The organism is Pedobacter immunditicola, from assembly GCF_037482985.1.
Lineage (GTDB): Bacteria > Bacteroidota > Bacteroidia > Sphingobacteriales > Sphingobacteriaceae > Pedobacter > Pedobacter immunditicola.
This window is the reverse complement of the sequence record NZ_JBBHKC010000002.1, coordinates 355533-377760: the sequence shown is the minus strand read 5'-3', so window position 1 is coordinate 377760 and position 22228 is coordinate 355533. Positions and strand designations below refer to the sequence as shown.

Here is a 22228-nt window from a genome sequence, read left to right as displayed (position 1 = left end):
CTATTTGTCAGCCTAATTTCCATACCTTACTCCGTTTTTAGGAGCGTATCCAACTCGTTTAAACTTGTTCGATTTTCATGTTTTTTATCCCTCAACATATATCGGCGCTATAAAAACCCTGCAGGTAGACATAAGAATACAATAGTCCAAATTACCTAAGTTTTTGTTTTTAATTTCAGTTCTTATGGAATTTATTACTTTCGCTAAATGAAGCAAGTTATAAACATAAAGCCATTACAGGAGTTTTTTAAATCCGAAACTGCCGGAGGAATTATACTATTATTTTGTGTGGTTATATCTTTGATCATTGCCAACACAAGTTTGGGGCCAGCATTTGAAAACTTCCTGGCAACAAAAGTTGGGACATCATTTGCAGGACTGAATTATCCTGTTTTGCTATGGATAAATGACGGTCTGATGGCTATTTTCTTCCTGATGGTTGGTTTGGAGATAAAAAGGGAAATGGTGGAAGGTGAACTTTCATCTCCTAAAAAAGCCATGTTACCTATTCTAGCCGCAGTGGGTGGCGTAGTTGTACCTGCTGGCATTTATTTTCTTTTAAATGAAGGTCATGAAACGGCAGGAGGATGGGGAATTCCCATGGCTACCGATATTGCTTTTGCAATAGCAGTCATTACCCTACTAGGAAAAAAAGTACCGATTTCCCTGAAGATATTTCTCGCAGCCCTGGCTATTGTGGATGACCTGATGGCTATCATGGTTATTGCCGTGTTTTATACCGAAGAAGTTCAGTCGACCTATCTTCTATATGCTGCAGGCATTTTTATGTTATTGATTGCATTCAACAAATCGGGCGTTAAAAGTCTATTATTTTATTTAATCCCAGGGGTATTTATATGGTATTTTATTCACCATTCAGGAATACATGCCACCATTGCAGGTGTTATGGTTGCGATGACCTTACCGACCACGGCTGATGCGACAGAATCTCCTTTAGAAAAACTGGAGCATGCCTTGGTTAAACCTGTCAACTTTCTAATTATGCCTTTGTTTGCGCTCGCAAACACCAATATTCATTTTGAAAAAGAAATGTTGGGCGGTATTTTCACGCCACTTGGCATGGGAATCATCCTTGGATTATGCATCGGTAAACCATTGGGCATAACTTTAATATCCTGGCTATCGGTTAAAACTGGTATCTGCCGTTTGCCTGCCGGAGCCACCTGGATACATATCATAGGCGTGGGAATGCTGGCCGGTATTGGCTTCACCATGTCTATATTTATCGCTTTACTCTCTTTTGCTGGAAATGATTTTTTATTATCAGAAGCTAAATTTTCGGTGTTGCTTGCTTCGGTGATCTCGGGCCTCTCAGGAGCTATATTGTTAAGTATAAACAGCAAAAGATCAAGGTAAATAAGCTTTAAAACTCGACATATGGATTTCACCAAAATCATAGATAAGTTTAATATATCATCAGAAAGAGAAGACTATGCCCTAATCCACGATACGGTGGAAAAGGGTATATATTTTAAAGGTACCAATCTTTGGATTTTGATCTTTGCAATATTCATCGCTTGCGTAGGATTAAATGTCAACTCCACCGCGGTCATTATTGGGGCAATGCTAATCTCTCCGTTAATGGGTCCGATTTTAGGAATTGGATATGGCCTGGCAACTTACGAATTCAGCATTTTTAAGAAATCGCTTTACAATTTTGGTTTTGCTGTTCTTTCAAGTTTATCTGCGTCTACATTATACTTTTTAATTACACCATTGAATCAAGCGCATTCGGAATTGTTAGCCAGAACACAACCGAATATATATGATGTAATTATCGCCTTGGTAGGTGGTTTGGCCGGAATTGTAGCGCTCTCTAGTAAAAACAAAGGAAATGTTATTCCAGGAGTAGCCATAGCAACCGCATTGATGCCACCTTTATGTACGGCTGGTTATGGACTGGCTACTGCCAACTGGGCCTATTTTTTCGGAGCTTTTTATCTTTTCACCATCAACACTGTTTTTATAGCCTTGGCCACACTTGTTACCGTACGTTTCTTAAAATATCCAATATGGAATAACACCGATAATGCGCTAAAGCAGAAAGCAAACCGATGGGTAAGCATAGTTGTGTTTGTTACTTTGGTTCCCAGTATCTATTTTGGATATATTTTAGTAAGGCAGGAACAGTTCAATCAAGATGCGAATTCCTTTGTCAAAAATGAAAGCCATATTGAAGGAGATTATTTGCTGAAGTATGAGATTGACCCTTCAAAACGCACTTTAAAGCTTGTATATGGTGGAAAACCTATCCCCCAAAATGTAAAAATAGCGCTATTGGCAAAATGTAAACATTATGGATTAGAAAGCGATAAAGTATTTATACAGCAGGGCTTTTCTGTAGATGAAAACACTACGGTCATGGTTAAAAGTGATGATCAGCAAAGAGAAATTAACCGGCTTAAGTCAGATTTAATATTAAATATCAGTAGGCAGGACAGTTTGGAGCAGGCCAATCAGTTGGGAGGTAAGTTAATAAAAGAGCTTCAATCTCTTTTTCCTGAAATTATTGCTTGTGGAACATCAGAACAGCTACTTTATGATGACTCTTTGAAGCTTAATAAATACCAGGTTCTGTTCGTTTCGACACGCGATATTAAAAAGACAAAGAGAGAACAGGAGAAACTTCGCAATTGGTTCAAGAGTCGCGTCCTTTCTGATTCAGTGAAAGTGTTCATTGAGTAAGCCAATCTCCGTCGTCAAATGGCTACAATACAACAGGTTATTAATCCAAAATATTAAATCCGAAATGTATCTTTGCAAATAGATAAACTAATCAGTTGGCTTATGAGCAGGTTAAAAAGCTTATTCACACATTCCACTTTCAAAAAAGGGATTGTGATACCAAGTCTGGTCTTTATACTTTCCATTACGTTTCTATCCAGCTTCTTTCCTGGTCAGGCTGCTTCATTATTGGGGCTGGTACAGGAATGGATATTTATCAATTTAAACTGGGTGTACATTTGGTCGGTGACCATCTTCGTAATTTTCCTTTTATTTCTCGTTTTCAGTAAGTATGGGGCGATCCGCTTAGGAGACAATGACTCAGACCCTGAATTCTCATTTTTTTCGTGGATATCCATGCTCTTTGCCGCGGGAATGGGTGTTGGCCTGATGTATTTTGGCGTTGCAGAGCCTATGTCGCATTTTTCAGATCAGACCTTTAGCGGAATTGAGGAAGTTCAACGGGCAAGGAATGCTCAGCTTTACACTTTCTTTCACTGGGGAATACATGCCTGGGCCATATATGGCGTGGTAGGTTTGTCCCTGGCCTATTTCACTTATCGATTTAGGTTACCTCTTTCGCTTCGTAGTTGCTTTTATCCCATCTTAAAGAATAAGATCAACGGCCCGGCTGGCGATGTCATTGATACGTTTGCATTATGCAGTACATTCTTCGGTATCACCACTACATTAGGTTTCGGTGTGGTGCAACTTAATGCCGGACTCGTTGAACTAGGTCTAATGAAAGGCAGCGGATTCGGGTATCAAGTGATTATTGTTAGCGTGATTATGATAATTTCTATTTTGTCGGCGACTTCAGGGGTGAACAAAGGTGTTAAGTTTCTGAGTGAGCTTAATATTGTTACCGCAGTGATCTTCATGGTGTTCATTCTTGCTGTTGGACCAACGGTTTTTTTACTTGGTTCCTTTTCTGAAGGAATCGGTTATTATTTAACTAATTTTTTTACACTAACTTTCAATACACATGCGTATGAACCAGCAAGCCAACCTTGGTTTTTCCAATGGACGATTTTATACTGGGCATGGTGGATTTCATGGGCGCCATATGTAGGCTTGTTTATTGCAAAAATATCGCGCGGTCGGACCATTCGAGAGTTTATCGGCGCCGTGTTGGTTATCCCGACAATGTTTAATTTCATTTGGATGACCATCTTTGGCAATAGTGCAATCTGGGTTGACCGAAATGCTGCCAATGGAGTGTTGAGTAGCATAGCTAACAATGCGGATGAATTGCTGTTTCGATTTCTGGATTACTTTCCAGCATCAGGGGTGACCAGTTCGCTTGCTATCTTTATCATTTTTGTGTTTTTTGTAACGTCTGCCGATTCTGGCATTTTTGTGATGAATAACATAGCCACTAACAACGCTGCTAAATCACCTAAATGGCAATTGCTGTTCTGGGGCGTAATGTTGGGGTTGTTGGCACTTGTGTTGCTCAACGCAGGCGGACTGCAGTCGCTGCAAACCTTAACGCTTATCACCGCTTTACCCTTCTCAATAATCATGTGTATGTTTTGTTACAGCCTCGTCCGGGGTTTAATAATAGACTACAACTATTACGAAAGGGGTTACTCGCCTGCAGCAAGTAATTGGTCGGGCGAGTTTTGGAAAGAACGGCTTCAGCACATCCTTTCCTATAAAAACCGCGATGCAGTCGAAAATTTTCTGAAGCAATCCGTTCGCCCAGCTTTGGAAGAACTTGCAGAAGAATTTAATAAAAAGGGTATAACCGCTACAGTACGAATCAATGAAAAACGAATGGAGGTGGAACTGACGATCAAACACGAGGTGATTGAAGATTTTACATATGGTGTCAGGACTCAATCGAAACTGATTTCAGATTTTTTGGTGAATGAAGACAATCTTCCAGGGATTGATGTTAATCAAACCTACATCCCCAAAACCTATTTCGGAGATAACCGATTGGGCTATAATATTGAATATTTCAGCAAGAGAGAAATTATTGCTGATGCACTTAAACAGTATGAGCGGTTTATTGAATTGTCATCAGAGGTAAAAAACGAAATGTTTACTGATAATACACTCAAAGACACACAGTAAGCATGACCTGTCTACATTCCCATAATCTTCGACATCAACCGAATTAATGGCCGCCTATAAATTCTTTAATATTGTCACTCAAGTCAAACACTTCAACATTAACCCTATTTTCCAACATACTGCTTCCAGCTGCACTTCTATAGCCACCAGCGCAATGAACTACAATTGGTTTATCTGTCGGAATTTCATTGAAACGTTTATTTAACTCTGGTAAGGGAATATTAATGGAACCTTTAAACGCAGGTTGGTTTTTAGCCTCACTTTCATTACGAATATCCACTATAGTATAGACAAACGGGTTTTCCTTGAATGCTTCAAAGTTCAGTTCAGCAGATGCTTCCAGTCCGAAATCCAGCACAAAAGCCTCCTTTATAAAGGTTTCATATCCAATTTTGGCAATTCTTTCCATTAAAACAGTCAATGTTTCATCATTGTCCCCCGCCAGATAGAAAAGGTCACCAGGAGAAACCAACGCACCTAACCAGGTTTCGAATTTATCACCATCCATGATGTTGATCGAATTCTTTAAGTGCTGTTTTTTATATACGCCAGACTTCCTGGTGTCAATGATCGTCATCTGCGGATCAAGTCGTGATGCCTTTTCTGAATTGTCAATTTTTTGGCCCATCACTATATGAGTCACACTCTCTTTGAAATTAGGAGCACCCTTTTTGTTCAGTTCAACATTATAAGGAAAGTACATCGGAATGAAAGGCTGGTCGGCAGTAAGGGCTGCCACAAATTCAGACTCCGACATGTCCTGTAAAGACCAGTTGCTTGACTTTTCGGCGCCAATTGTACTGCTATTTGCTTTGCTTAAAGCTTTCCCGCATAGCGTACCGGCTCCGTGAGCAGGATATACAAGCACCTCGTTGTCTAGCGTCATCAATTTATTCCTCAGGGAACTGTACATCTTTTTTGCTAACTGCTCACGTTTCAGTTCTAAATTTTCGCCTTGCTCTCTTAAATCCGGCCTTCCGCAATCTCCAATAAATAAAGTGTCACCTGTGAATACAGCCTTATCCTTACCCTCATGTTCCAACACCACCGAAATGCTGTCAGGCGAGTGCCCCGGCGTATTCATGGCTTTAAGCTTTACCTCGCCGAATTCGAGCACAGCACCTTCATCAAAGGCGGTAAATGAAAACTCAGGGTTCATCAGTTTACTTGCGAAGATTTGTGCCCCCTGCTGCTTTTGAATCTGCAAATGGCTACTTACAAAATCTGCATGCGGGTGAGTTTCTATAACCCCGATAATTTTCGCATCATGTTCATGAGCTAAATCATAATAAGGTTTAGGATCACGTGCGGGGTCAATTAAGACAATTTCGTGGTTACTTTCATTTATTATTGCATAGCTGTAATGTGAAAGATTCTTATCTTCAAATTGTTCAATTTTCATATTCTTTTTGGTTTAATAGTAAATTTCGAAAAACTAGATTTTTAAAATGGTGATCAAAGTCACACAGCCTCAAATTAATGCGGAAGCTTGTTTTTGATTACCCCATAGAGGTATGTACCAACTAATGCACCCAATATTACAATGAGCATTCCGAAGTAGCCATGCCCTATATTCACGAACATCGGACCAGGGCAAGCACCGGTTAATGCCCATCCCAGGCCGAAAATTGTGCCACCAATGATATAACGGGGGAAACTTTTGTCCTTATCCTGAAAAACGATGGGCTTACCTGAATAATCATTGATGTTGAATTTTTTGATCAGGAAGACTGCTAAAGAACCTAGTACGACAGCAGTCCCCATGAAACCATACATATGGAACGATTGAAATCGGAACATCTCCTGAATTCGATACCAGGATATCGCTTCCGACTTGCTCATGATGATGCCGAACAAAATGCCAGCTAGTATAAATTTAATAAATTTCATGTCTAAAGTTTAAAAGTTAAAATAGGTATGGTAGAATCAAATAGGTGGCTGCCAGTCCACCAATAAAGAAACCAGTAACTGCAATGAGAGAGGGAAGTTGCATATTTGTTAGGCCAGAGATGGCATGACCGGAAGTACAGCCGCCTGCATAACGTGAACCGAATCCAACAAGTACTCCTCCAAATAGAAGGATCAAAAGACCTTTTATTGAAAAGATAGCGTCTGGGCCAAACAATTGAGATGGATTTAAATTACCATCAAATGAAATACCGATGGCCTTAAGATCTGATATTGTAGCACTTGAAAGCTGTAGTGGCTGATCGTTGTTCAAAAGTGTGGACGAAATAACGCCCCCCAGAATTGCACCGAATATAAATAGCAGGTTCCATTTTTGTGTTTCCCAGTTGAAGTCAAAGAATTTAACCCTTTTACCAGCACCGGCGATGGTACAAATCGTTGTTAAATTTGAGGAAACCCCAAAAGATTTCCCAAAGTAAAGGAGTAAAATCATGATGAAGGCAATGGCAGCACCTGATGTATACCATGGCCAGGGTTGTCTGAGTAGTTCTAACATATTTTTTTATTTAAATTTAAGCATAGAAGATTCAAAATTAGCTGAAAGACAAAGATCCGGTATAATCATTCACAGAACGGTGACTTCTGTCACTTAAGGTTTTAGGAAGAGCTCTTTCAAAATAATATATCCCCCCATGACAAATACGAACCCGCCAAATCCTTTTTTAAGTTTCCCTCCCTCGATTTTTGTACTCAAGAATGTTCCTAAAAAAACACCTGCTATGGCAATAGAGGACACCTTAAATAAAAAAGACCAATCAATTTGGTAATGCCCAAGGTCTCCGGCAAATCCCACTAAAGAATTCAAGGCTATAATCATTAATGAGGTTCCAACGGCCTCTTTCATCGGCAACCCTAATAGAATAACCAGCGTTGGAATAAGTAGAAAGCCGCCGCCAGCACCAAGCAGACCTGTAGTAATTCCAATACCAACACCATAAAGCAACAATTTTAAGATATTTCCTGATCGTAGAGGAAGATCTTGTTGTTTAGCCTTTTTCTCGCTGATCATAGAAAATGAGGCTGCGACCATGAGTAATGCAAACAGTACCATAGTCAGCATGTTTGAGGTAACCTCAAAACCAGAGATGGAGAATAAATGCGCTGGGATGAATGGGATGAAAAACTTTCGGATGATAAATACAGTTAAGATGGAAGGGAGGCCAAATAATAAAGCTGTTTTTATGTTAACTAAATTGTCCCTCCAATTTTGATAGGCGCCCACGAGGCTTGTCGTGCCTACAATAAACAACGAATAGGATGTGGCTAGTATTGGGTTGACACCAAATAAATAGACCATCACCGGAACGGTAAGAATAGAACCACCACCACCAATAAGTCCGAGTGAGATGCCGATTAGTACTGATGCGAAGTAAGCAAGAATTTCCATATATGTAATTGCGACACAAATATGGAGTGTTAATTCCTCAATTATAGTGACGTAAGTCACACAGCTGTTTATTTAAGATATTCTATGTAACTCCGATGTAAAGTCACTTTTTTTTGCTGCTCCATTTTCTTAAGCAGACGGGAGATCACCTCTCTTGAAGAGTTTAAGTCATTTGCAATCTCACTATGTGTCAGCGTAAGCTTTCTGGTATTGAGGTCTTTATGCTGTTTCTCAAGATAGAACTCCAGTCTTTCATCCATGGCTTTAAAAGAAATATGATCAATAACAACCAGCAGTTCTTCGAACCTTGCACGATAGGTTTCCAAAACAAAATAATACCAGGTCTTATAGTTTTTCATTAAATCATCCATCATACTTGTTGGAATTGCCAGAACTGTTGTTTTATCTACGGCAGTTGCTTTAATCTCACTCGTTTCCTGTTTAGTAGAACAAATCATCGAAAGTGCACAGGCACCTCCTGAATGAATATAATACATAAAGAATTCACTCCCATCTTCACCTTCACGGTAAAGTTTTACTAAACCTTCAACCACAAGCATTGTGAAACGCATATACTGGCCGGTATTCATCAGGAAATCACCTGCATTGAACTCTTTCAAGGTGGCGTGTTCCGTAAGAACATTGATTAACGCTGGCTCAAACTGCGGGAAAGATGCAAGCAGGTGTTGGTTGATTAAATTTTGGCTCATCATCATCTTTTTTATGCTAAGGTGTTAATAAGTAACGCAGTTATCAAGCCAAAAAGGTTTTTAACAATAAACCAGCTATGGCTGATACCAATATGAGTTGAGGCTCTTTAATTTTTTTTATATAAATCAAAGCAAGCATGGATAATACGGCAATCATAGCCGTAGGAATGTCAACTATAGCTCTTGTGGCGATAATAATTACTGCACCAACCAGTGCACCAATCACCACTGCAGTAATACCATCCACAAAAGCTTTTACACTGACATTTTTAGCAATTTTTTTTAAAGACGGTGCCAGCGCGACAGTAAAGATATAACAAGGCAGAAAGGTAGCTAAAGCAGCCACACAGGCACCGGGAAAGCCCGCTACAAGGTAACCAATAAAACCCACCGTGATGACCACAGGTCCCGGTGTAATCATGGCGACAGCAACGGAATCTAAGAATTCATTTTCTGTCAGCCAACCAAATTCCTGAACGACACCGCCGTGTAGGAAAGGAACAATTGCCAGACCACTACCAAAGACAAATGCGCCAGCTTTCAGAAAGAACCAACCAATCTCTTGCAATGTCTTTCCGTCATATGACCAGAATCCAGCGCTTAATAAAATTATTGAAGGTGCCGCACTGGGTCGTTTAATCCATTCTGGCGGTGCTTTCACCATCATGTATATTAAGCCGCACCCTGTAAAGAGCAAAACATCTTCTCTTTGAGTAATGACGGTAATGACCACGCCTACTAAATATAATACCATCAAAAGCCAATTGGATTTCAGGGAGGTAAAATCTAATTGGCTTACAGACTTGATCGTCAGTTTGTAGGCACTAACAGCGATAATGCCAATTACTGAAGCGCTCACGCCGTAGAATATCGCCTGCATACCTGGAAGACCACTATACGCCTTGTAGGCAATCCCTAACAGAACCACCATAACAAAGGATGGCAACACAAAAGCAAGCCCTGCTAAAGTAGCTCCTAAAAGTCCGTAATGAACAAATCCCACGTATATACCCAGCTGCGCAGCTAATGGACCGGGAGCTAGCTGTGCCAATGCTAAACCTTCTTTGTATTCTTCTTCTGTAAGCCAGGCTTTGTTTTCTACAAGATCCCGGTGCATATATCCGACAAGCGCTACAGGGCCTCCAAATCCCCAGGTACCCAGTTTTAAAAAGTACTGGGTAAGCTCCATGCGGGAATAGACAGGTTTAATTATTGAGTTTTCCATGTGTTTTACTTTTTTGTAGCTTTTAAAATGCAAGTCCAAATTGTAATCCTACACCATAGGACGAAGGCAGGTCATTGCCAAACCGAACTGGCATAGGGATCGCAATAAAATAACTACTTGAGCTGTTTTTTTTAACTATTTTATTGAAAACAGGGGTAAAGCCATACCTGCCGGATGTTTCAAATGCCGCCCGTCCTGCAAAAGTAAATCCCTTGCCAAGGGTCACTAATACACCTGGATGAAATAATACATTATTGAATTTACTTCCGCTGGTTGTGGCTTTGATAAAGGGTACAATCTCGCTGCTAAAACCAATTTTTGAGCTCTTCCAGATATTGATGCCTATGGGCATTCCAACAATATAGCTATCTTTAAAATTGGTGTGGCTGCCCGCTGAATTAAAAGTAATGATGGGGTGAATAATCCCGATATACCCTGCTATTTTAGGGTAAATGGGTTGCTGTGCAAGCGTATCATCAGGTGTAAATGTACCCAATAAGGAGATGCTTATAAGTGTCTTCAATAGATTGATTTGCATAGCACAAGGCTAGGGCAATTTCAAGTGACAAAATAGAATGATTTTAACTATTGGTACCAATTTTACCCTTCGGGGTTCTTTTTGCTATTTTTGGCATATTTATTTTTAAATTGAGAGGGCGTCAGACCCGTCTGTAATTTAAATATTCTTGCAAAGTGGCTTTGATCTGAGAAGCCGGTTAAATAGCCAATTTCTGATAAAGAGTATGCAGAGGTTTCTATATAGGCTATAGCTTTTTCAACCCTTAACTTCCGTATATATTCGCCAAAAGATAGATTGTCAAAGTACTTGAAAAATTCCCTGGATACATAGGCAGGATTTACGTTTAGTTCATTTGAGATACCTGTAAGGCTTAAAGCCAAGTTGGTGTCTATCTGATCCTGAATAATGGTTTTCAGTTCTGTTGCCCAACTGGGAATTTTTTGTTTAGACCCCTTTTTTAGGTATTTATGATAAACTTCTACAAGCAATTGTTCAACCGGGCTTTCTGTGTGTTTAATATTTTGAAGGTGCGTGGCCCAGCTATATAACGCATCGTAAATGATCATTCCTGCATCTAATAATTTTAAATCATCTTGTATGTTGTAGGCCATACCCGCAGCTATTGCCCATAATCCAGAAGCCTGGCTGGCTAAATCGTGGCGATCCGTATCAGCGCCCCTTATAATTGGAGCCATAACTGCCAGGGCAGGATCCTTTAAATTATATTTTTTAATCAGGACGTCAAAAGTACATTCCCCGTTTCGGTGGGTTAGTTCAACGCCTATCACATCGAATGGAATAGCATCAAGCGCTGTTGATTTTTCGATCACCTGATCAAAAGGCACATACAAAAATATAGCCTCCGGATCAATGAATTTCTTGATAAGCCAGGGGCAAGCTATACGATCAATTTTTGGTTTTTCACGTGTGATCCATTTCATAGACTTTTCTGCTCAATTTTAACATTATCCGTCGTATTCAATGATACAAAATTCATTTAATCATGCCTGCAAAAAAGCGCTAAAAAAAGCGGCAATATATTTCGACTATCATTGGCATCTCCATACAGCCGGCTAAATAATTAACTCTCTGATTCAAGACACACCGATTTAACCGGCAGTATTTTTATTTTAACACTCAAAGATAAAAATCCGTAATTGACAACAATTTATTAATCTAACATCAAGTTTATATTAACACTTTCAGTAGCATTTTAGTACCTTAAACAAACTAAAAAACTAATTATGGTAAGAAATTTATTATTCACAATGTTATTGTTGTGCTTTTGTGTGAAGAACCCCCTTGTTGCACAAACTACACAGGCATCTATTTTCGGTATTGTAACCGATCAGCAAAACAAAACGATTCCGGGTGCAATCGTTCAGGTTAAAAACAACTCAACAGGTTTTACGACGAAAACCGCTACCGATTCAAAGGGGGGATATACTTTTAAGGAGCTTCCTTTGGGTGGCCCATACTCAGTTAAAGTTAGCTATATGGGTTTCGGAGAGCAAACCAGAAGTGGCTACACGTTAAACTTTGGCGACGCAGTGAGAATCAACGTGGAGATGCAAGAGGCAGCTCAAAATCTAGAGACTGTAGAAGTTGTGCAAACATAAATTAGCCCAATAATACGTAATATCATTACCTTATCTGGGATATTAAAAAAGCCTGATCATGGTGAATGATACAGGCTTCAATTATTTTCAAGAAATCTTTTTAAAGCTGCGCCTTGATTTTGGCGGCGGCTTCTGCCAGCTCTTCCTGCGTAGGGTTAAGTTTTGCTTTACTAAAATTCATATCACTCACATGGTTCATCGGAATCAAATGGATGTGTACATGGGGAACTTCCAGGCCAATCACGGCCATCCCTACCTTAATGCAAGGGAAAGCCTTCTTTAAACCTTCGGCCACAATCTTGGCGAATAAGGTTAGTCCAAAGTAACTCTCCTCATCCATGTCGAACAGGTAATCAATTTCCTTTTTCGGAATGACAAGTACATGCCCCATCGTTAAAGGGTTTACATCTAAAAAGGCCATAAAATCAATCGTCTCGGCCACTACATGTGCTGGGATCTCTCCACTAACAATTTTCGAAAATATACTTGCCATCTATGCTGTTTAAGAATTAATTACCTGGTGATTTCTAAGATCTCAAATTCAATTTTTCCTGCAGGAACCTGAATCTCGGTTTTATCACCTACAGATTTACCCAACAGGCCTTGTGCAATCGGTGACTTCACAGAGATTTTACCTGATTTTAGGTCTGCTTCCGACTCAGCCACAAGCTGGTAACTCATGGTTGCTCCGTTTTTAACATTCTTTATTTTCACAATGGATAAAGCCAGTACTTTACTGGTATCCAGTTTAGACTCATCAATTAACCTTGCTGTGGACAGGGTGTTAGACAATTTCGATATTTTCGCCTCATGCAAGCCTTGCGCTTCCTTGGCGGCATCATATTCCGCATTCTCTGAAAGATCACCTTTATCCCTAGCTTCTGCAATAGCTTTAGAGATGAGCTGCCTTCCGGTGGTTTTCAAATAATGTATCTCCTGCTTTAATTTCTCCAACCCCTCTTCCGTATAATACGTTACTTCTGTCATGACTCAATATTTTTTATGATACTTGTTTATTTTACATCTATTTTTTATCAGGGATCCTCAGTCCGAATCCTCTAAAATACAAACAAGACCATACTGGCCATCAGCCGATATAGTCTTGCTTCATTTCTAACGAAGATAATAGTGAATTCTTACAAAAGCAAATATTTTGACAGGAATTACACTAACATGTTTGAGTTCTGATTAGCGCCAAAATTAAGAACAAGTCACCAATTGGCTTAACTTGTCTTTACATGCAATGAAAGTAGAAAATCGATGAGCTGGCCTTATAAATTTTCCAGTTTCTGCGCTAAAACTTCCGATATTTTACGGTAAGAATCAAAGGTCCAACCACCTACGTGCGGCGTTAAGATAACCTGTTTACAAGCGATCAGTTCCGGATACCATTCCTGTTCTGCCAATGCAGGAAACTTCTCTACTTCGAGCACATCTAAACCTGCCCCTAGTATTTTTTGCTCTTTGATAGCAGCCAAAAGCGCCTTTGTATTTAATATTTCTCCACGGGCAGTATTAAGGAGGAAAATAGGCTTCTTAAAATGAAAAAGATACTCTTCGTCCACTAATTGCCGTGTCTCTGCTGTCAATGGAATATGAAAACTGAGCACATCACACCTGCGGACAATCTCTTCCATGCTCGCCTCCTGTGCAAAATTATCTGAATAACCTGTTTTATATTTATCGTAGGCAATTACATTCACTTCAAAACCTGCAAGTTTCCTTGCAAAACTCTGTCCCATGAAACCATAACCAATAATGCCTACGGTTTTTCCTTTTAATTCGTAACCCCGGTTTCCTTCACGGTCCCATATGCCGTTCCTGATTTCAGTATCTGCCTTTCTGAAGTTATTCATTAAGGAAAGGAGCATCCCCACGGCGTGTTCGCCAACTGCATCACAATTTCCTTCAGGCGCATTGATCAGCCTGATTCCCTTTGATGCAGCATATTTGACGTCAATATTATCCAGTCCGGCACCCGCCCTGGCCACAAACTGTAACTGCCCCGCTGCGTCAAGCAACTCCTGGTCAATCCTGAATTTGGTACGAACAGCAATGCCATCGTAGTCACCAATCACAGCCAGGGTTTCTTCCCTGGTAATCAACGGGCGGTCGTCTACTTCATAGCCTAAGTCTGCTGCCATTTCCTTAAAAACAGGATGCAGGTCATCAACAATTAATATTCTGGAAATCCTCATTAATAACGTTTTAATTATTCAGCTTCTGCAATTTTATTCAGCTTCAGCAATACTGTTCAAATGGGTAAGATGTTGTGTCAGGGTAACAAAATCAGCTACACTCAGCTGTTCTGCCCTTTTATCAAAGAAAGGGTGGTCATCCATTCTATCTTTAGATATAGTGCCGGATAGTGCATTCCTTAATGTTTTCCTCCGCTGGTTGAACCCTCCTTTTACCGTGCGCCAGAAAAGTTTTTCATCACATGGCAACTCCACAGTTTTATTTCTGCTCAGCCGGATCACACCAGAATTTACCTTTGGTGGCGGATTAAAAGTTCCGGGTTTAACCGAAAACAGGTAGTCTATATCATAATAGGCTTGTATAAGGACACTCAAAATCCCATACTCCTTAGTGCCGGATTTTGATGCACAACGTTCGGCGACTTCCTTCTGGAACATCCCTACCATCTCTACAACCTGGTTACGGTGTTCGAGCACTTTAAAAAGGATTTGTGAGGAAATATTATAAGGGAAGTTACCGATGATGGCAAATTTCCCTGGGAAAATGGCAGATAAGTCAAGCTTTAGAAAATCACCATTAATTAACCTGTCACCCACTGCCGGGTATTTACCTTTTAAAAATTGGTAAGATTCTACATCTATATCAATCATATGGGTCTCCAGATCTGCCCGTTCCAGCAGAATATCAGTTAAGATGCCCATCCCCGGGCCTACTTCAAGCACTTGTTTATATTGATCCGTGTGTATCAATCCATTGACAATTTTTGCTGCAATGTTTTTATCTGTTAAAAAATGTTGTCCTAAATGTTTCTTTGCCCTTACCAAACTCATGCTTTCCTGATCTATACATGCAAAATAAGCAAAGTTTTACCAGTATCGGACTAACATTATTGTTAAAATCTTGTATTTTGCGCTAAATTCAATTGAGCATGAGCAATAAAGTAAAAATAGGGATTAGTATTGGGGATGTAAATGGTATTGGTTTAGAAGTTATTCTTAAAACTTTAGCTAACAATAGTATTCTGGATTATTGTACGCCAATTGTATATGGACACACCAAAGTTGCTTCCTATCATAGAAAAGCATTGGGCCTTACTGACTTTAACTTTAATGTCATTGCAAGTGCCAGCCTGGCCAATCCGAAAAAGGCTAACCTTATCAATTGCTGGGAAGAAGATGTGAAGATAGAATTGGGAAGTTCAACAGAAATAGGTGGTAAATATGCACTGCTATCGCTTGAAAAAGCGACTGAAGATTTAATAAACGGGGAAATAGATGCCCTGGTTACAGCACCCATCAATAAATATAACATACAATCTGAAACTTTTAAATTTCCGGGCCATACCGAATATCTGCAGCAACGCAGCGGAAGTTCCGACGTTTTAATGTTCCTGATTAGTGAAGAGCTAAAAATTGGCGTAGTTACCGGTCACATTCCATTAAAAGATGTTTCCAGCTCCATCACCAAAGAAAAGATCGTTGACAAGTTAAAAATGATCAACGACAGCCTTAAGAAAGATTTTTGGATCGAGAAACCTAAGATTGCCGTGCTGGGCTTAAATCCGCATGCTGGCGATAATGGATTGTTGGGAAAAGAAGAGGAAGAAATTATTATTCCGGCCATTCATGAGGCATTTGACAAAGGCATTATCTGTTTTGGGCCTTACTCCGCCGATGGTTTCTTTGGCAACGGCACGTATAAACAATTTGACGCCGTTCTAGCCATGTACCATGACCAGGGCCTGGTACCTTTTAAAACCATTGCTTTTAGTACAGGAGTTAATTATACAGCAGGCCTGAAAGTGATACGTACCTCTCCGGATCACGGAACAGGATACGACATTGCCGGGAAAAACCTTGCAGATCCAACTTCATTCATTGAAGCTTTATTTGCTGCTACACATATTGTTAAAAACAGAGCTGAGCAGGGGCTTCTATTGAGCAACCAACTGAAAACCGGCGGAAAAATAGTAGAAACAGCCGCTGATGTTAAGGATGATGCAAATTAACGTGATAAACATTTTGTCAAAATGATTTTATATATGTTAAAATAATTCATACATTTGCGGGCTAAAATTTGGTTACAATTGAAAGCTTTAAAACAATTTTCGATCCCCTTCACAGGCTTAAAAATTGGCAAACATGAATTCGAGTTTGACCTGGATAATAGCTTTTTTGATGCTTTTGAGTATTCTTTAATTAAGAAAGGCATATTAAAAGCAACTGTTGAACTGGATAAACAGGAAACGATGTTAATTTTGCATATCCATATTTTGGGTAACGTAAGGTTAGATTGTGATAAATGTTTGGCTGAATTTGATGCTCCCATTAATATTAAGGAGCGACAAATTGTAAAATTTGCCGAAGAAGAAATGCAGAGCGATGATCTGGAGATCATGGTCCTGAGTAAAAAAGAAAGCAGCATCGACATTGCCGGAATTCTTTATGAATTCATCAGCGTATCGGTACCTTTTATAAAGATCTGTGAAGAAAATGGCGACGGACAACAATGCGACCAGGAAATGATTGCAAGGTTGGAAAACCTAAGCCCGAACACAGCAGATACAGAAGAAAATAACAATGAAGACCCACGGTGGGCAGCATTAAAAAAATTAAAATAATAATTAAACAAATTAGTAATGGCACATCCAAAACGCAAGGTTTCAAAAAGTAGAAGAGACAAAAGAAGAACCCACTATAAAGCAGAAGCACCTTCTCTGGCTACTTGCCAAACAACTGGCGCAATACACGTACCTCACCGTGCATACAATGTTGATGGTAACTTGTACTACAATGGCAAATTAGTCATTGAAAACACCTCTATAGGGTAATTTTCTTGAAAAATAGTTTGTGTTTTGCTGGTGTTTAAGTTTAACTTAGGCATTCAAAAAACAAAATGCACATTTATGCTGTCTACACAAACTGATTTTTTTATATGAAAATAGGTCTCGATATAATGGGTGGAGACTATGCTCCCAAAGCAAATGTTTTGGGAGCATTAGCTGCCCATCAAATTCTTTCGCCTGGAGAACATCTCGTTCTTATAGGAGATACACAGCAGATTAAGCCTTTTCTTTGCGAAAAAGGGTTCAACCCTGATCATTTTGAATACGTTCATACGGACGAAGTAATTGGTATGGGCGACCATCCCACTAAATCTATCGCTCAAAAACCGAATTCTAGCATCTCTGTTGGATTTGATTTACTTAAAAACGGCAAGATTGATGCTTTTGCCAGTGCCGGTAATTCTGGCGCCATGCTCGTTGGTGCGGTGCTGAGTGTTAAAACATGCCCCAATATTTTAAGGCCATGCATCACCAGTATTGTTCCTAAATTAAATGGCGGTATAGGCATAATGCTTGACGTGGGCGCTAATGCCGACTGTAAACCTGATTTTTTACTTCAATTTGGTATCTTAGGTAGTTTGTACACAGAAACTGTGATGCATATTGAAAACCCAAAGGTGGCCCTGATGAACCTGGGCGAAGAAGATAAAAAAGGTAATGCCTTAAGTATGGCAGCCTTTCCCCTTCTGAAAGCTAATAAACAAATTAATTTCGTCGGTAATGTTGAAGGAAGGGATCTTTTCAATGATAAAGCTGATGTCATCGTTTGTGATGGTTTCACTGGAAATATCATGCTCAAACTTGCTGAATCGTTTTACATACTGACGGTTAAAAAAGGTTTTAAAGATGAATTCTTCGATCGTTTTAATTATGAAAATTATGGTGGCAGCCCCGTTCTGGGTGTAAATGCTCCCGTAATAATTGGCCATGGTATATCCAGCCCGCTGGCGGTTAAAAACATGGTCATGCAAGCAAGAGAAATGATTACGACTGGTCTTGTAGAGAAAATACAAGCCGCTTTTAAATAAAAACACATAAAGATGAGTAAAGTCCGCGCCGCGATTACTGCGGTTCATGGTTATGTTCCTGATTATGTTTTAACCAACAAGGAACTCGAAACAATCGTTGAAACCACAGATGAATGGATAACCTCCCGAACGGGTATCAAGGAACGTAGAATATTAAAAGGTGAAGGACTGGGCACATCGGATATGGCAGTATATGCCGTCAATGGTTTACTTGAAAAACGTGGAATTTCTGCTGAAGAAATCGAATTGATTATCTTTTGCACGACTACGCCCGACATGCCTTTCCCGGCATCAGCCAATATTTTAGCGGACAAAATTGGCGCTGTCAATGCCTGGGGTTATGACCTGCAGGCTGCATGCTCAGGTTTCATATTCGGCTTATCTACTGCTGCACAATTTATTGAATCTGGTAAACACAAAAAAGTTTTAGTTGTTGGCGGAGATAAAATGTCTTCCATCATCAATTATGAAGACCGCACTACCTGCATCATTTTTGGTGATGGCTGCGGTGCTGTTCTATTAGAGCCAAATGAAGAAGGTAACGGCCTTATAGATTCCATTCTGCATACTGACGGTTCAGGAAGAAATCACCTGAATATGAAAGCAGGCGGTTCTGTCAGACCAGCTTCCCACGAAACTGTAGATAACCATGAGCATTTTGTTCACCAGGAAGGCCAGGCGGTTTTCAAATTTGCGGTAACTAACATGGCTAATGTAGCTGCTGAAATCATGGAGCGCAATGCCTTAACTGCAGATGACATCGCATGGCTGGTACCTCACCAGGCTAACAAAAGAATCATCGATGCCACAGCTTCCAGAATGGGACTTGGAAAAGAGAAGGTAATGATCAATATCGAAAAATATGGTAATACCACTAACGGTACGATTCCACTTTGTTTATGGGAATGGGAAAGCCAGCTTAAAAAAGGTGATACACTGATTTTGGCTGCTTTCGGCGGTGGATTTACATGGGGATCCGTCTACTTGAAATGGGCATATTAATATTACAATAAAATAATCTTAACTTAGTATAATCTAAGGAAATACATCTTATTAAAATCACATCAAATGGATATTAAGCAAATTCAGGAACTAATTAAATTTGTTTCCCGTTCAGGCGTTAATGAAGTCGCAATAGAGCAAAAGGACTTCAAAATCACAATCAAAACCAACCAGACGCCAACGGTAATTAACACAACGGTTCCTGCTCCTCAGGCTCCTGCAATACTACCCGCAGCAGCTGCAGCACAACCTGCAGTGATAGAAACAAAACCTGCTGCTCCGGTTGACGAGAGTTCAAAATACGTGACGATAAAATCACCAATGATCGGAACATTTTATCGTTCTTCTAGTCCTGACAAACCTTCCTTTGTAAATGTTGGTGATGAATTCAGTGTAGGAAAAGTAATTTGTATCATTGAAGCAATGAAACTCTTCAATGAAATTGAAAGTGAAATTTCTGGTAGAATCGTCAAAGTATTGGTAGATAATGCATCTCCGGTAGAATATGACCAACCTTTATTTTTAGTAGAACCTATGTAATATTTACCCCAGGGTGAATCATTATCTAATCAATAATATGTTTAAAAAAATACTAATTGCCAACAGGGGCGAGATTGCCTTGCGTATTATACGTACCTGTAAGGAAATGGGCATCAAAACTGTTGCCGTTTATTCAACAGCAGACCGTGAAAGTTTACATGTTCGTTTTGCGGATGAAGCGGTTTGTATTGGCCCGCCTCCAAGTAAAGATTCTTATTTAAGCATTCCAAACATCATTTCTGCAGCAGAATTAACCAATGCAGACGCCATACATCCAGGATACGGTTTTTTATCTGAAAACGCCAAATTTTCCTCTGTATGCCGTGATTATGGGATCAAATTTATTGGCGCAACACCTGAGCAGATTAATTCTATGGGCGACAAGGCTTCGGCCAAGGAAACCATGAAAAAAGCAGGTGTACCTACTATTCCAGGATCTGAAGGTTTGCTAAGCAGCTTTAAAGAGGGAATTAAAATAGCTAACGAAATGGGCTATCCCATTATTCTTAAAGCTACTGCCGGTGGTGGTGGCCGTGGAATGCGGGTTGTCTGGAAAGATGAAGACTTTGAAAATGCATGGGATAGCGCCAGACAAGAATCAGGTGCTGCTTTTGGAAACGATGGTCTTTACCTGGAAAAATATATTGAAGATCCACGTCATATCGAGATCCAGATCATCGGTGATCAGTATGGCAAGGCATGTCACTTATCTGAACGTGATTGCTCTATCCAACGCAGGCATCAGAAACTAGTGGAGGAAGCACCTTCACCTTTCATGACGCCTGAATTGCGGGAAAGAATGGGTGAGGCTGCTATCAAAGGCGCCATCGCCGTACAATATGAAGGTGCCGGTACCATTGAATTTTTAGTGGACAAACACCGCAATTTCTATTTCATGGAAATGAATACCCGCATCCAGGTTGAACATCCCGTAACAGAAGAAGTAATCAACTACGATTTAATCAAAGAACAAATCAAGGTTGCTTCAGGTGTTCCGATCACTGGAAAGAATTATTTACCAGATATGCACGCCATAGAATGCCGGATCAATGCGGAAGATCCATTTAATAACTTCCGCCCTTGTCCGGGTAGAATTACTAACTTCCATTCACCGGGTGGTCATGGAGTAAGGGTGGATACGCATGTTTATGCAGGCTATCAGATACCATCACACTATGATTCGATGATAGCTAAACTGATATGTGTAGCACAAACCAGGGAAGAAGCCATCAGCACCATGGAAAGAGCATTGAGTGAGTTTGTGATTGAAGGGGTTAAAACAACGATCCCGTTCCACTTAAAACTAATGAAAGATCCAAATTTCAGGGCTGGTAATTTCACCACCAAGTTCATGGAAACTTTCGTTTTTACGGAATAATAATAGTTTTTGTAATATTTAAAACGTAAATACCATTCATATAGAACAGAATGGTATTTTTGTTTTAACAAGCAATTTACATGAGTGAGAATAAAACCCAGAATCTAATTGATTCCATTAAAAATAAAGGCAAGTCCCTGGAATCAGAAATGTCCTTCTTTGACCATATAGATGTCTTAAGAAAGCATCTTTTAAGGGCAGTAAGCGTAGTTATCGTATTAACTATAGGTGCATTTTATTTTACCGATTATATTTTCAACACCATTATCATGGGGCCTAAAAACCCGGATTTCTGGACTTACAGGATGATGTGTAAACTGGTGGAGAAGTTTCCTTCTATAGGACCTGAATTTTGTATCACTAAAATTGATGCAAAGATCATCAATACAGAAATGGCCGGACAATTTACGCTGCAATTAAACTCCTGCGTAATGGTTGGTATCATTCTGGGTATCCCCTATTTGTTATTTGAGATCTGGCTTTTTGTAAAGCCTGCACTGCTTGAAAATGAAAGAAAGTCGGCCAGCGGATTTGTATTTTTTGCTTCCATGTTATTCTTCACGGGTATATTATTCGGGTATTTTATCATCTGTCCCCTATCCATCAACTTTTTAACAAACTTCACCGTAAGTACTGAAATAGAAAATACTTTCACCATAGACTCTTACCTATCTTCGGTGATGACTTTAACCTTGGGTGCAGGTGTAATTTTCCAACTTCCGGTCATCATTTACATCTTGTCTAAATTAGGAATGATGACACCGGCATTTATGCGGTCCAGCAGAAGGTATTCAACTGTAATCATCCTGATCATTTCGGCGATTGTTACGCCTACGGCAGATCCTTATACCATGTTAATTGTTGCCATGCCGTTATTCCTGCTTTATGAAGGAAGTATTTATATCTCCGCCTATATTGAACGCAAAAGAAACAAGGAGATTTATGGCGTAGCTAAAGTTCCGCAAGACTAACACATCATT

General features: G+C 39.8%; 24 protein-coding genes. 12 read left to right on the top strand and 12 right to left on the bottom strand.

Annotated elements, in window-relative coordinates; genetic code table 11:
* Window positions 1-207 precede the first annotated feature (207 nt).
* The 3 genes from nhaA to WG905_RS04155 all read left to right on the top strand — a co-directional run bounded on the left by nhaA (window position 208) and on the right by WG905_RS04155 (window position 4827).
* Window positions 208-1377 (top strand): Na+/H+ antiporter NhaA, encoded by a 1170-nt coding sequence (gene nhaA / locus WG905_RS04165; RefSeq protein WP_339590447.1) that lies wholly within the window; start codon window positions 208-210, stop codon window positions 1375-1377.
* Between the two features lie 21 nt (window positions 1378-1398).
* Window positions 1399-2706, top strand: a complete 1308-nt coding sequence (locus WG905_RS04160) for a DUF389 domain-containing protein (protein WP_339590446.1) — start codon at window positions 1399-1401, stop codon at window positions 2704-2706.
* A gap of 102 nt (window positions 2707-2808) precedes the next feature.
* Complete coding sequence (locus tag WG905_RS04155) at window positions 2809-4827, top strand: BCCT family transporter (protein ID WP_339590445.1); 2019 nt, start codon at window positions 2809-2811, stop codon at window positions 4825-4827.
* Between the two features lie 43 nt (window positions 4828-4870).
* Here WG905_RS04155 and WG905_RS04150 read toward each other — a convergent pair whose 3' ends face one another.
* The 8 genes from WG905_RS04150 to WG905_RS04115 all read right to left on the bottom strand — a co-directional run bounded on the left by WG905_RS04150 (window position 4871) and on the right by WG905_RS04115 (window position 11578).
* Window positions 4871-6229: an MBL fold metallo-hydrolase gene (locus WG905_RS04150; protein ID WP_339590444.1), complete on the bottom strand. Its 1359-nt coding sequence runs from the start codon at window positions 6227-6229 to the stop codon at window positions 4871-4873.
* A 74-nt stretch (window positions 6230-6303) separates the two neighbouring features.
* Window positions 6304-6717, bottom strand: a complete 414-nt coding sequence (locus tag WG905_RS04145; RefSeq protein ID WP_339590443.1) for a DUF6691 family protein — start codon at window positions 6715-6717, stop codon at window positions 6304-6306.
* 16 nt (window positions 6718-6733) lie between these two features.
* Window positions 6734-7291, bottom strand: a complete 558-nt coding sequence (locus tag WG905_RS04140; protein ID WP_339590442.1) for a YeeE/YedE family protein — start codon at window positions 7289-7291, stop codon at window positions 6734-6736.
* A 93-nt stretch (window positions 7292-7384) separates the two neighbouring features.
* On the bottom strand, window positions 7385-8182 hold the full coding sequence (locus WG905_RS04135; protein WP_339590441.1) for a sulfite exporter TauE/SafE family protein: 798 nt from the start codon (window positions 8180-8182) through the stop codon (window positions 7385-7387).
* A 68-nt stretch (window positions 8183-8250) separates the two neighbouring features.
* Window positions 8251-8898: a Crp/Fnr family transcriptional regulator gene (locus WG905_RS04130; protein ID WP_339590440.1), complete on the bottom strand. Its 648-nt coding sequence runs from the start codon at window positions 8896-8898 to the stop codon at window positions 8251-8253.
* 37 nt (window positions 8899-8935) lie between these two features.
* Window positions 8936-10117 carry a chromate transporter gene (locus tag WG905_RS04125; RefSeq protein WP_339590439.1) on the bottom strand — a complete coding sequence of 394 codons (1182 nt, stop codon included), beginning with the start codon at window positions 10115-10117 and terminating at the stop codon, window positions 8936-8938.
* A 22-nt stretch (window positions 10118-10139) separates the two neighbouring features.
* Complete coding sequence (locus WG905_RS04120) at window positions 10140-10640, bottom strand: hypothetical protein (RefSeq protein ID WP_339590438.1); 501 nt, start codon at window positions 10638-10640, stop codon at window positions 10140-10142.
* Window positions 10641-10717: 77 nt separating this feature from the next.
* Window positions 10718-11578 carry a chromate resistance protein ChrB domain-containing protein gene (locus WG905_RS04115; RefSeq protein WP_339590437.1) on the bottom strand — a complete coding sequence of 287 codons (861 nt, stop codon included), beginning with the start codon at window positions 11576-11578 and terminating at the stop codon, window positions 10718-10720.
* 303 nt (window positions 11579-11881) lie between these two features.
* Here WG905_RS04115 and WG905_RS04110 point away from each other — a divergent pair, with 303 nt between their 5' ends.
* A complete protein-coding gene (locus tag WG905_RS04110; RefSeq protein ID WP_339590436.1) occupies window positions 11882-12256 on the top strand; it encodes a carboxypeptidase-like regulatory domain-containing protein in 375 nt (124 codons plus the stop codon).
* Between the two features lie 100 nt (window positions 12257-12356).
* On the opposite strand, the gene WG905_RS04105 is transcribed toward WG905_RS04110, so the two are convergent.
* From WG905_RS04105 to rsmA, 4 genes are all read right to left on the bottom strand, one after another.
* Window positions 12357-12749, bottom strand: coding sequence for an HIT family protein (locus WG905_RS04105; protein ID WP_339590435.1), 393 nt, complete (start codon window positions 12747-12749; stop codon window positions 12357-12359).
* A 20-nt stretch (window positions 12750-12769) separates the two neighbouring features.
* The gene (gene greA / locus WG905_RS04100) at window positions 12770-13243 is read right to left on the bottom strand and encodes a transcription elongation factor GreA (protein WP_339590434.1); all 474 of its coding nucleotides are present in this window, start codon (window positions 13241-13243) and stop codon (window positions 12770-12772) included.
* Between the two features lie 284 nt (window positions 13244-13527).
* Window positions 13528-14454, bottom strand: coding sequence for a 2-hydroxyacid dehydrogenase (locus WG905_RS04095; protein ID WP_339590433.1), 927 nt, complete (start codon window positions 14452-14454; stop codon window positions 13528-13530).
* A gap of 33 nt (window positions 14455-14487) precedes the next feature.
* Window positions 14488-15285: a 16S rRNA (adenine(1518)-N(6)/adenine(1519)-N(6))-dimethyltransferase RsmA gene (gene rsmA / locus WG905_RS04090; RefSeq protein ID WP_339590432.1), complete on the bottom strand. Its 798-nt coding sequence runs from the start codon at window positions 15283-15285 to the stop codon at window positions 14488-14490.
* Between the two features lie 98 nt (window positions 15286-15383).
* Between rsmA and pdxA the strand changes: the two genes are divergently transcribed.
* The 8 genes from pdxA (at window position 15384) to tatC (ending at window position 22219) form a co-directional block, all read left to right on the top strand.
* Window positions 15384-16463, top strand: coding sequence for a 4-hydroxythreonine-4-phosphate dehydrogenase PdxA (gene pdxA, locus WG905_RS04085; RefSeq protein WP_339590431.1), 1080 nt, complete (start codon window positions 15384-15386; stop codon window positions 16461-16463).
* 78 nt (window positions 16464-16541) lie between these two features.
* Complete coding sequence (locus tag WG905_RS04080; protein ID WP_339590430.1) at window positions 16542-17075, top strand: YceD family protein; 534 nt, start codon at window positions 16542-16544, stop codon at window positions 17073-17075.
* An 18-nt stretch (window positions 17076-17093) separates the two neighbouring features.
* A complete protein-coding gene (gene rpmF / locus WG905_RS04075) occupies window positions 17094-17285 on the top strand; it encodes a 50S ribosomal protein L32 (protein ID WP_108555155.1) in 192 nt (63 codons plus the stop codon).
* Window positions 17286-17389: 104 nt separating this feature from the next.
* Window positions 17390-18328, top strand: coding sequence for a phosphate acyltransferase PlsX (plsX, locus tag WG905_RS04070; protein WP_339590429.1), 939 nt, complete (start codon window positions 17390-17392; stop codon window positions 18326-18328).
* Between the two features lie 12 nt (window positions 18329-18340).
* On the top strand, window positions 18341-19330 hold the full coding sequence (locus tag WG905_RS04065) for a beta-ketoacyl-ACP synthase III (protein ID WP_339590428.1): 990 nt from the start codon (window positions 18341-18343) through the stop codon (window positions 19328-19330).
* A gap of 66 nt (window positions 19331-19396) precedes the next feature.
* Window positions 19397-19870 (top strand): acetyl-CoA carboxylase biotin carboxyl carrier protein, encoded by a 474-nt coding sequence (gene accB / locus WG905_RS04060; protein WP_339590427.1) that lies wholly within the window; start codon window positions 19397-19399, stop codon window positions 19868-19870.
* Between the two features lie 37 nt (window positions 19871-19907).
* Complete coding sequence (gene accC, locus WG905_RS04055; protein ID WP_339590426.1) at window positions 19908-21248, top strand: acetyl-CoA carboxylase biotin carboxylase subunit; 1341 nt, start codon at window positions 19908-19910, stop codon at window positions 21246-21248.
* An 80-nt stretch (window positions 21249-21328) separates the two neighbouring features.
* Window positions 21329-22219 carry a twin-arginine translocase subunit TatC gene (tatC, locus tag WG905_RS04050; RefSeq protein ID WP_339590425.1) on the top strand — a complete coding sequence of 297 codons (891 nt, stop codon included), beginning with the start codon at window positions 21329-21331 and terminating at the stop codon, window positions 22217-22219.
* The last annotated feature ends 9 nt before the right edge of the window (window positions 22220-22228 follow it).

Coding starts and splice junctions, on each gene's coding strand:
- rpmF (WP_108555155.1), top strand. CDS start 17,094: ATGGCACATCCAAAACGCAAGGTTTCAAAAAGTAGAAGAGACAAAAGA.
- WG905_RS04095 (WP_339590433.1), bottom strand. CDS start 14,454: ATGAGGATTTCCAGAATATTAATTGTTGATGACCTGCATCCTGTTTTT.
- WG905_RS04110 (WP_339590436.1), top strand. CDS start 11,882: ATGGTAAGAAATTTATTATTCACAATGTTATTGTTGTGCTTTTGTGTG.
- WG905_RS04115 (WP_339590437.1), bottom strand. CDS start 11,578: ATGAAATGGATCACACGTGAAAAACCAAAAATTGATCGTATAGCTTGC.
- rsmA (WP_339590432.1), bottom strand. CDS start 15,285: ATGAGTTTGGTAAGGGCAAAGAAACATTTAGGACAACATTTTTTAACA.
- WG905_RS04130 (WP_339590440.1), bottom strand. CDS start 8,898: ATGATGATGAGCCAAAATTTAATCAACCAACACCTGCTTGCATCTTTC.
- WG905_RS04140 (WP_339590442.1), bottom strand. CDS start 7,291: ATGTTAGAACTACTCAGACAACCCTGGCCATGGTATACATCAGGTGCT.
- WG905_RS04105 (WP_339590435.1), bottom strand. CDS start 12,749: ATGGCAAGTATATTTTCGAAAATTGTTAGTGGAGAGATCCCAGCACAT.
- accC (WP_339590426.1), top strand. CDS start 19,908: ATGTTTAAAAAAATACTAATTGCCAACAGGGGCGAGATTGCCTTGCGT.
- WG905_RS04155 (WP_339590445.1), top strand. CDS start 2,809: ATGAGCAGGTTAAAAAGCTTATTCACACATTCCACTTTCAAAAAAGGG.
- accB (WP_339590427.1), top strand. CDS start 19,397: ATGGATATTAAGCAAATTCAGGAACTAATTAAATTTGTTTCCCGTTCA.
- WG905_RS04145 (WP_339590443.1), bottom strand. CDS start 6,717: ATGAAATTTATTAAATTTATACTAGCTGGCATTTTGTTCGGCATCATC.
- plsX (WP_339590429.1), top strand. CDS start 17,390: ATGAAAATAGGTCTCGATATAATGGGTGGAGACTATGCTCCCAAAGCA.
- nhaA (WP_339590447.1), top strand. CDS start 208: ATGAAGCAAGTTATAAACATAAAGCCATTACAGGAGTTTTTTAAATCC.
- WG905_RS04065 (WP_339590428.1), top strand. CDS start 18,341: ATGAGTAAAGTCCGCGCCGCGATTACTGCGGTTCATGGTTATGTTCCT.
- WG905_RS04150 (WP_339590444.1), bottom strand. CDS start 6,229: ATGAAAATTGAACAATTTGAAGATAAGAATCTTTCACATTACAGCTAT.
- pdxA (WP_339590431.1), top strand. CDS start 15,384: ATGAGCAATAAAGTAAAAATAGGGATTAGTATTGGGGATGTAAATGGT.
- tatC (WP_339590425.1), top strand. CDS start 21,329: ATGAGTGAGAATAAAACCCAGAATCTAATTGATTCCATTAAAAATAAA.
- greA (WP_339590434.1), bottom strand. CDS start 13,243: ATGACAGAAGTAACGTATTATACGGAAGAGGGGTTGGAGAAATTAAAG.
- WG905_RS04125 (WP_339590439.1), bottom strand. CDS start 10,117: ATGGAAAACTCAATAATTAAACCTGTCTATTCCCGCATGGAGCTTACC.
- WG905_RS04160 (WP_339590446.1), top strand. CDS start 1,399: ATGGATTTCACCAAAATCATAGATAAGTTTAATATATCATCAGAAAGA.
- WG905_RS04135 (WP_339590441.1), bottom strand. CDS start 8,182: ATGGAAATTCTTGCTTACTTCGCATCAGTACTAATCGGCATCTCACTC.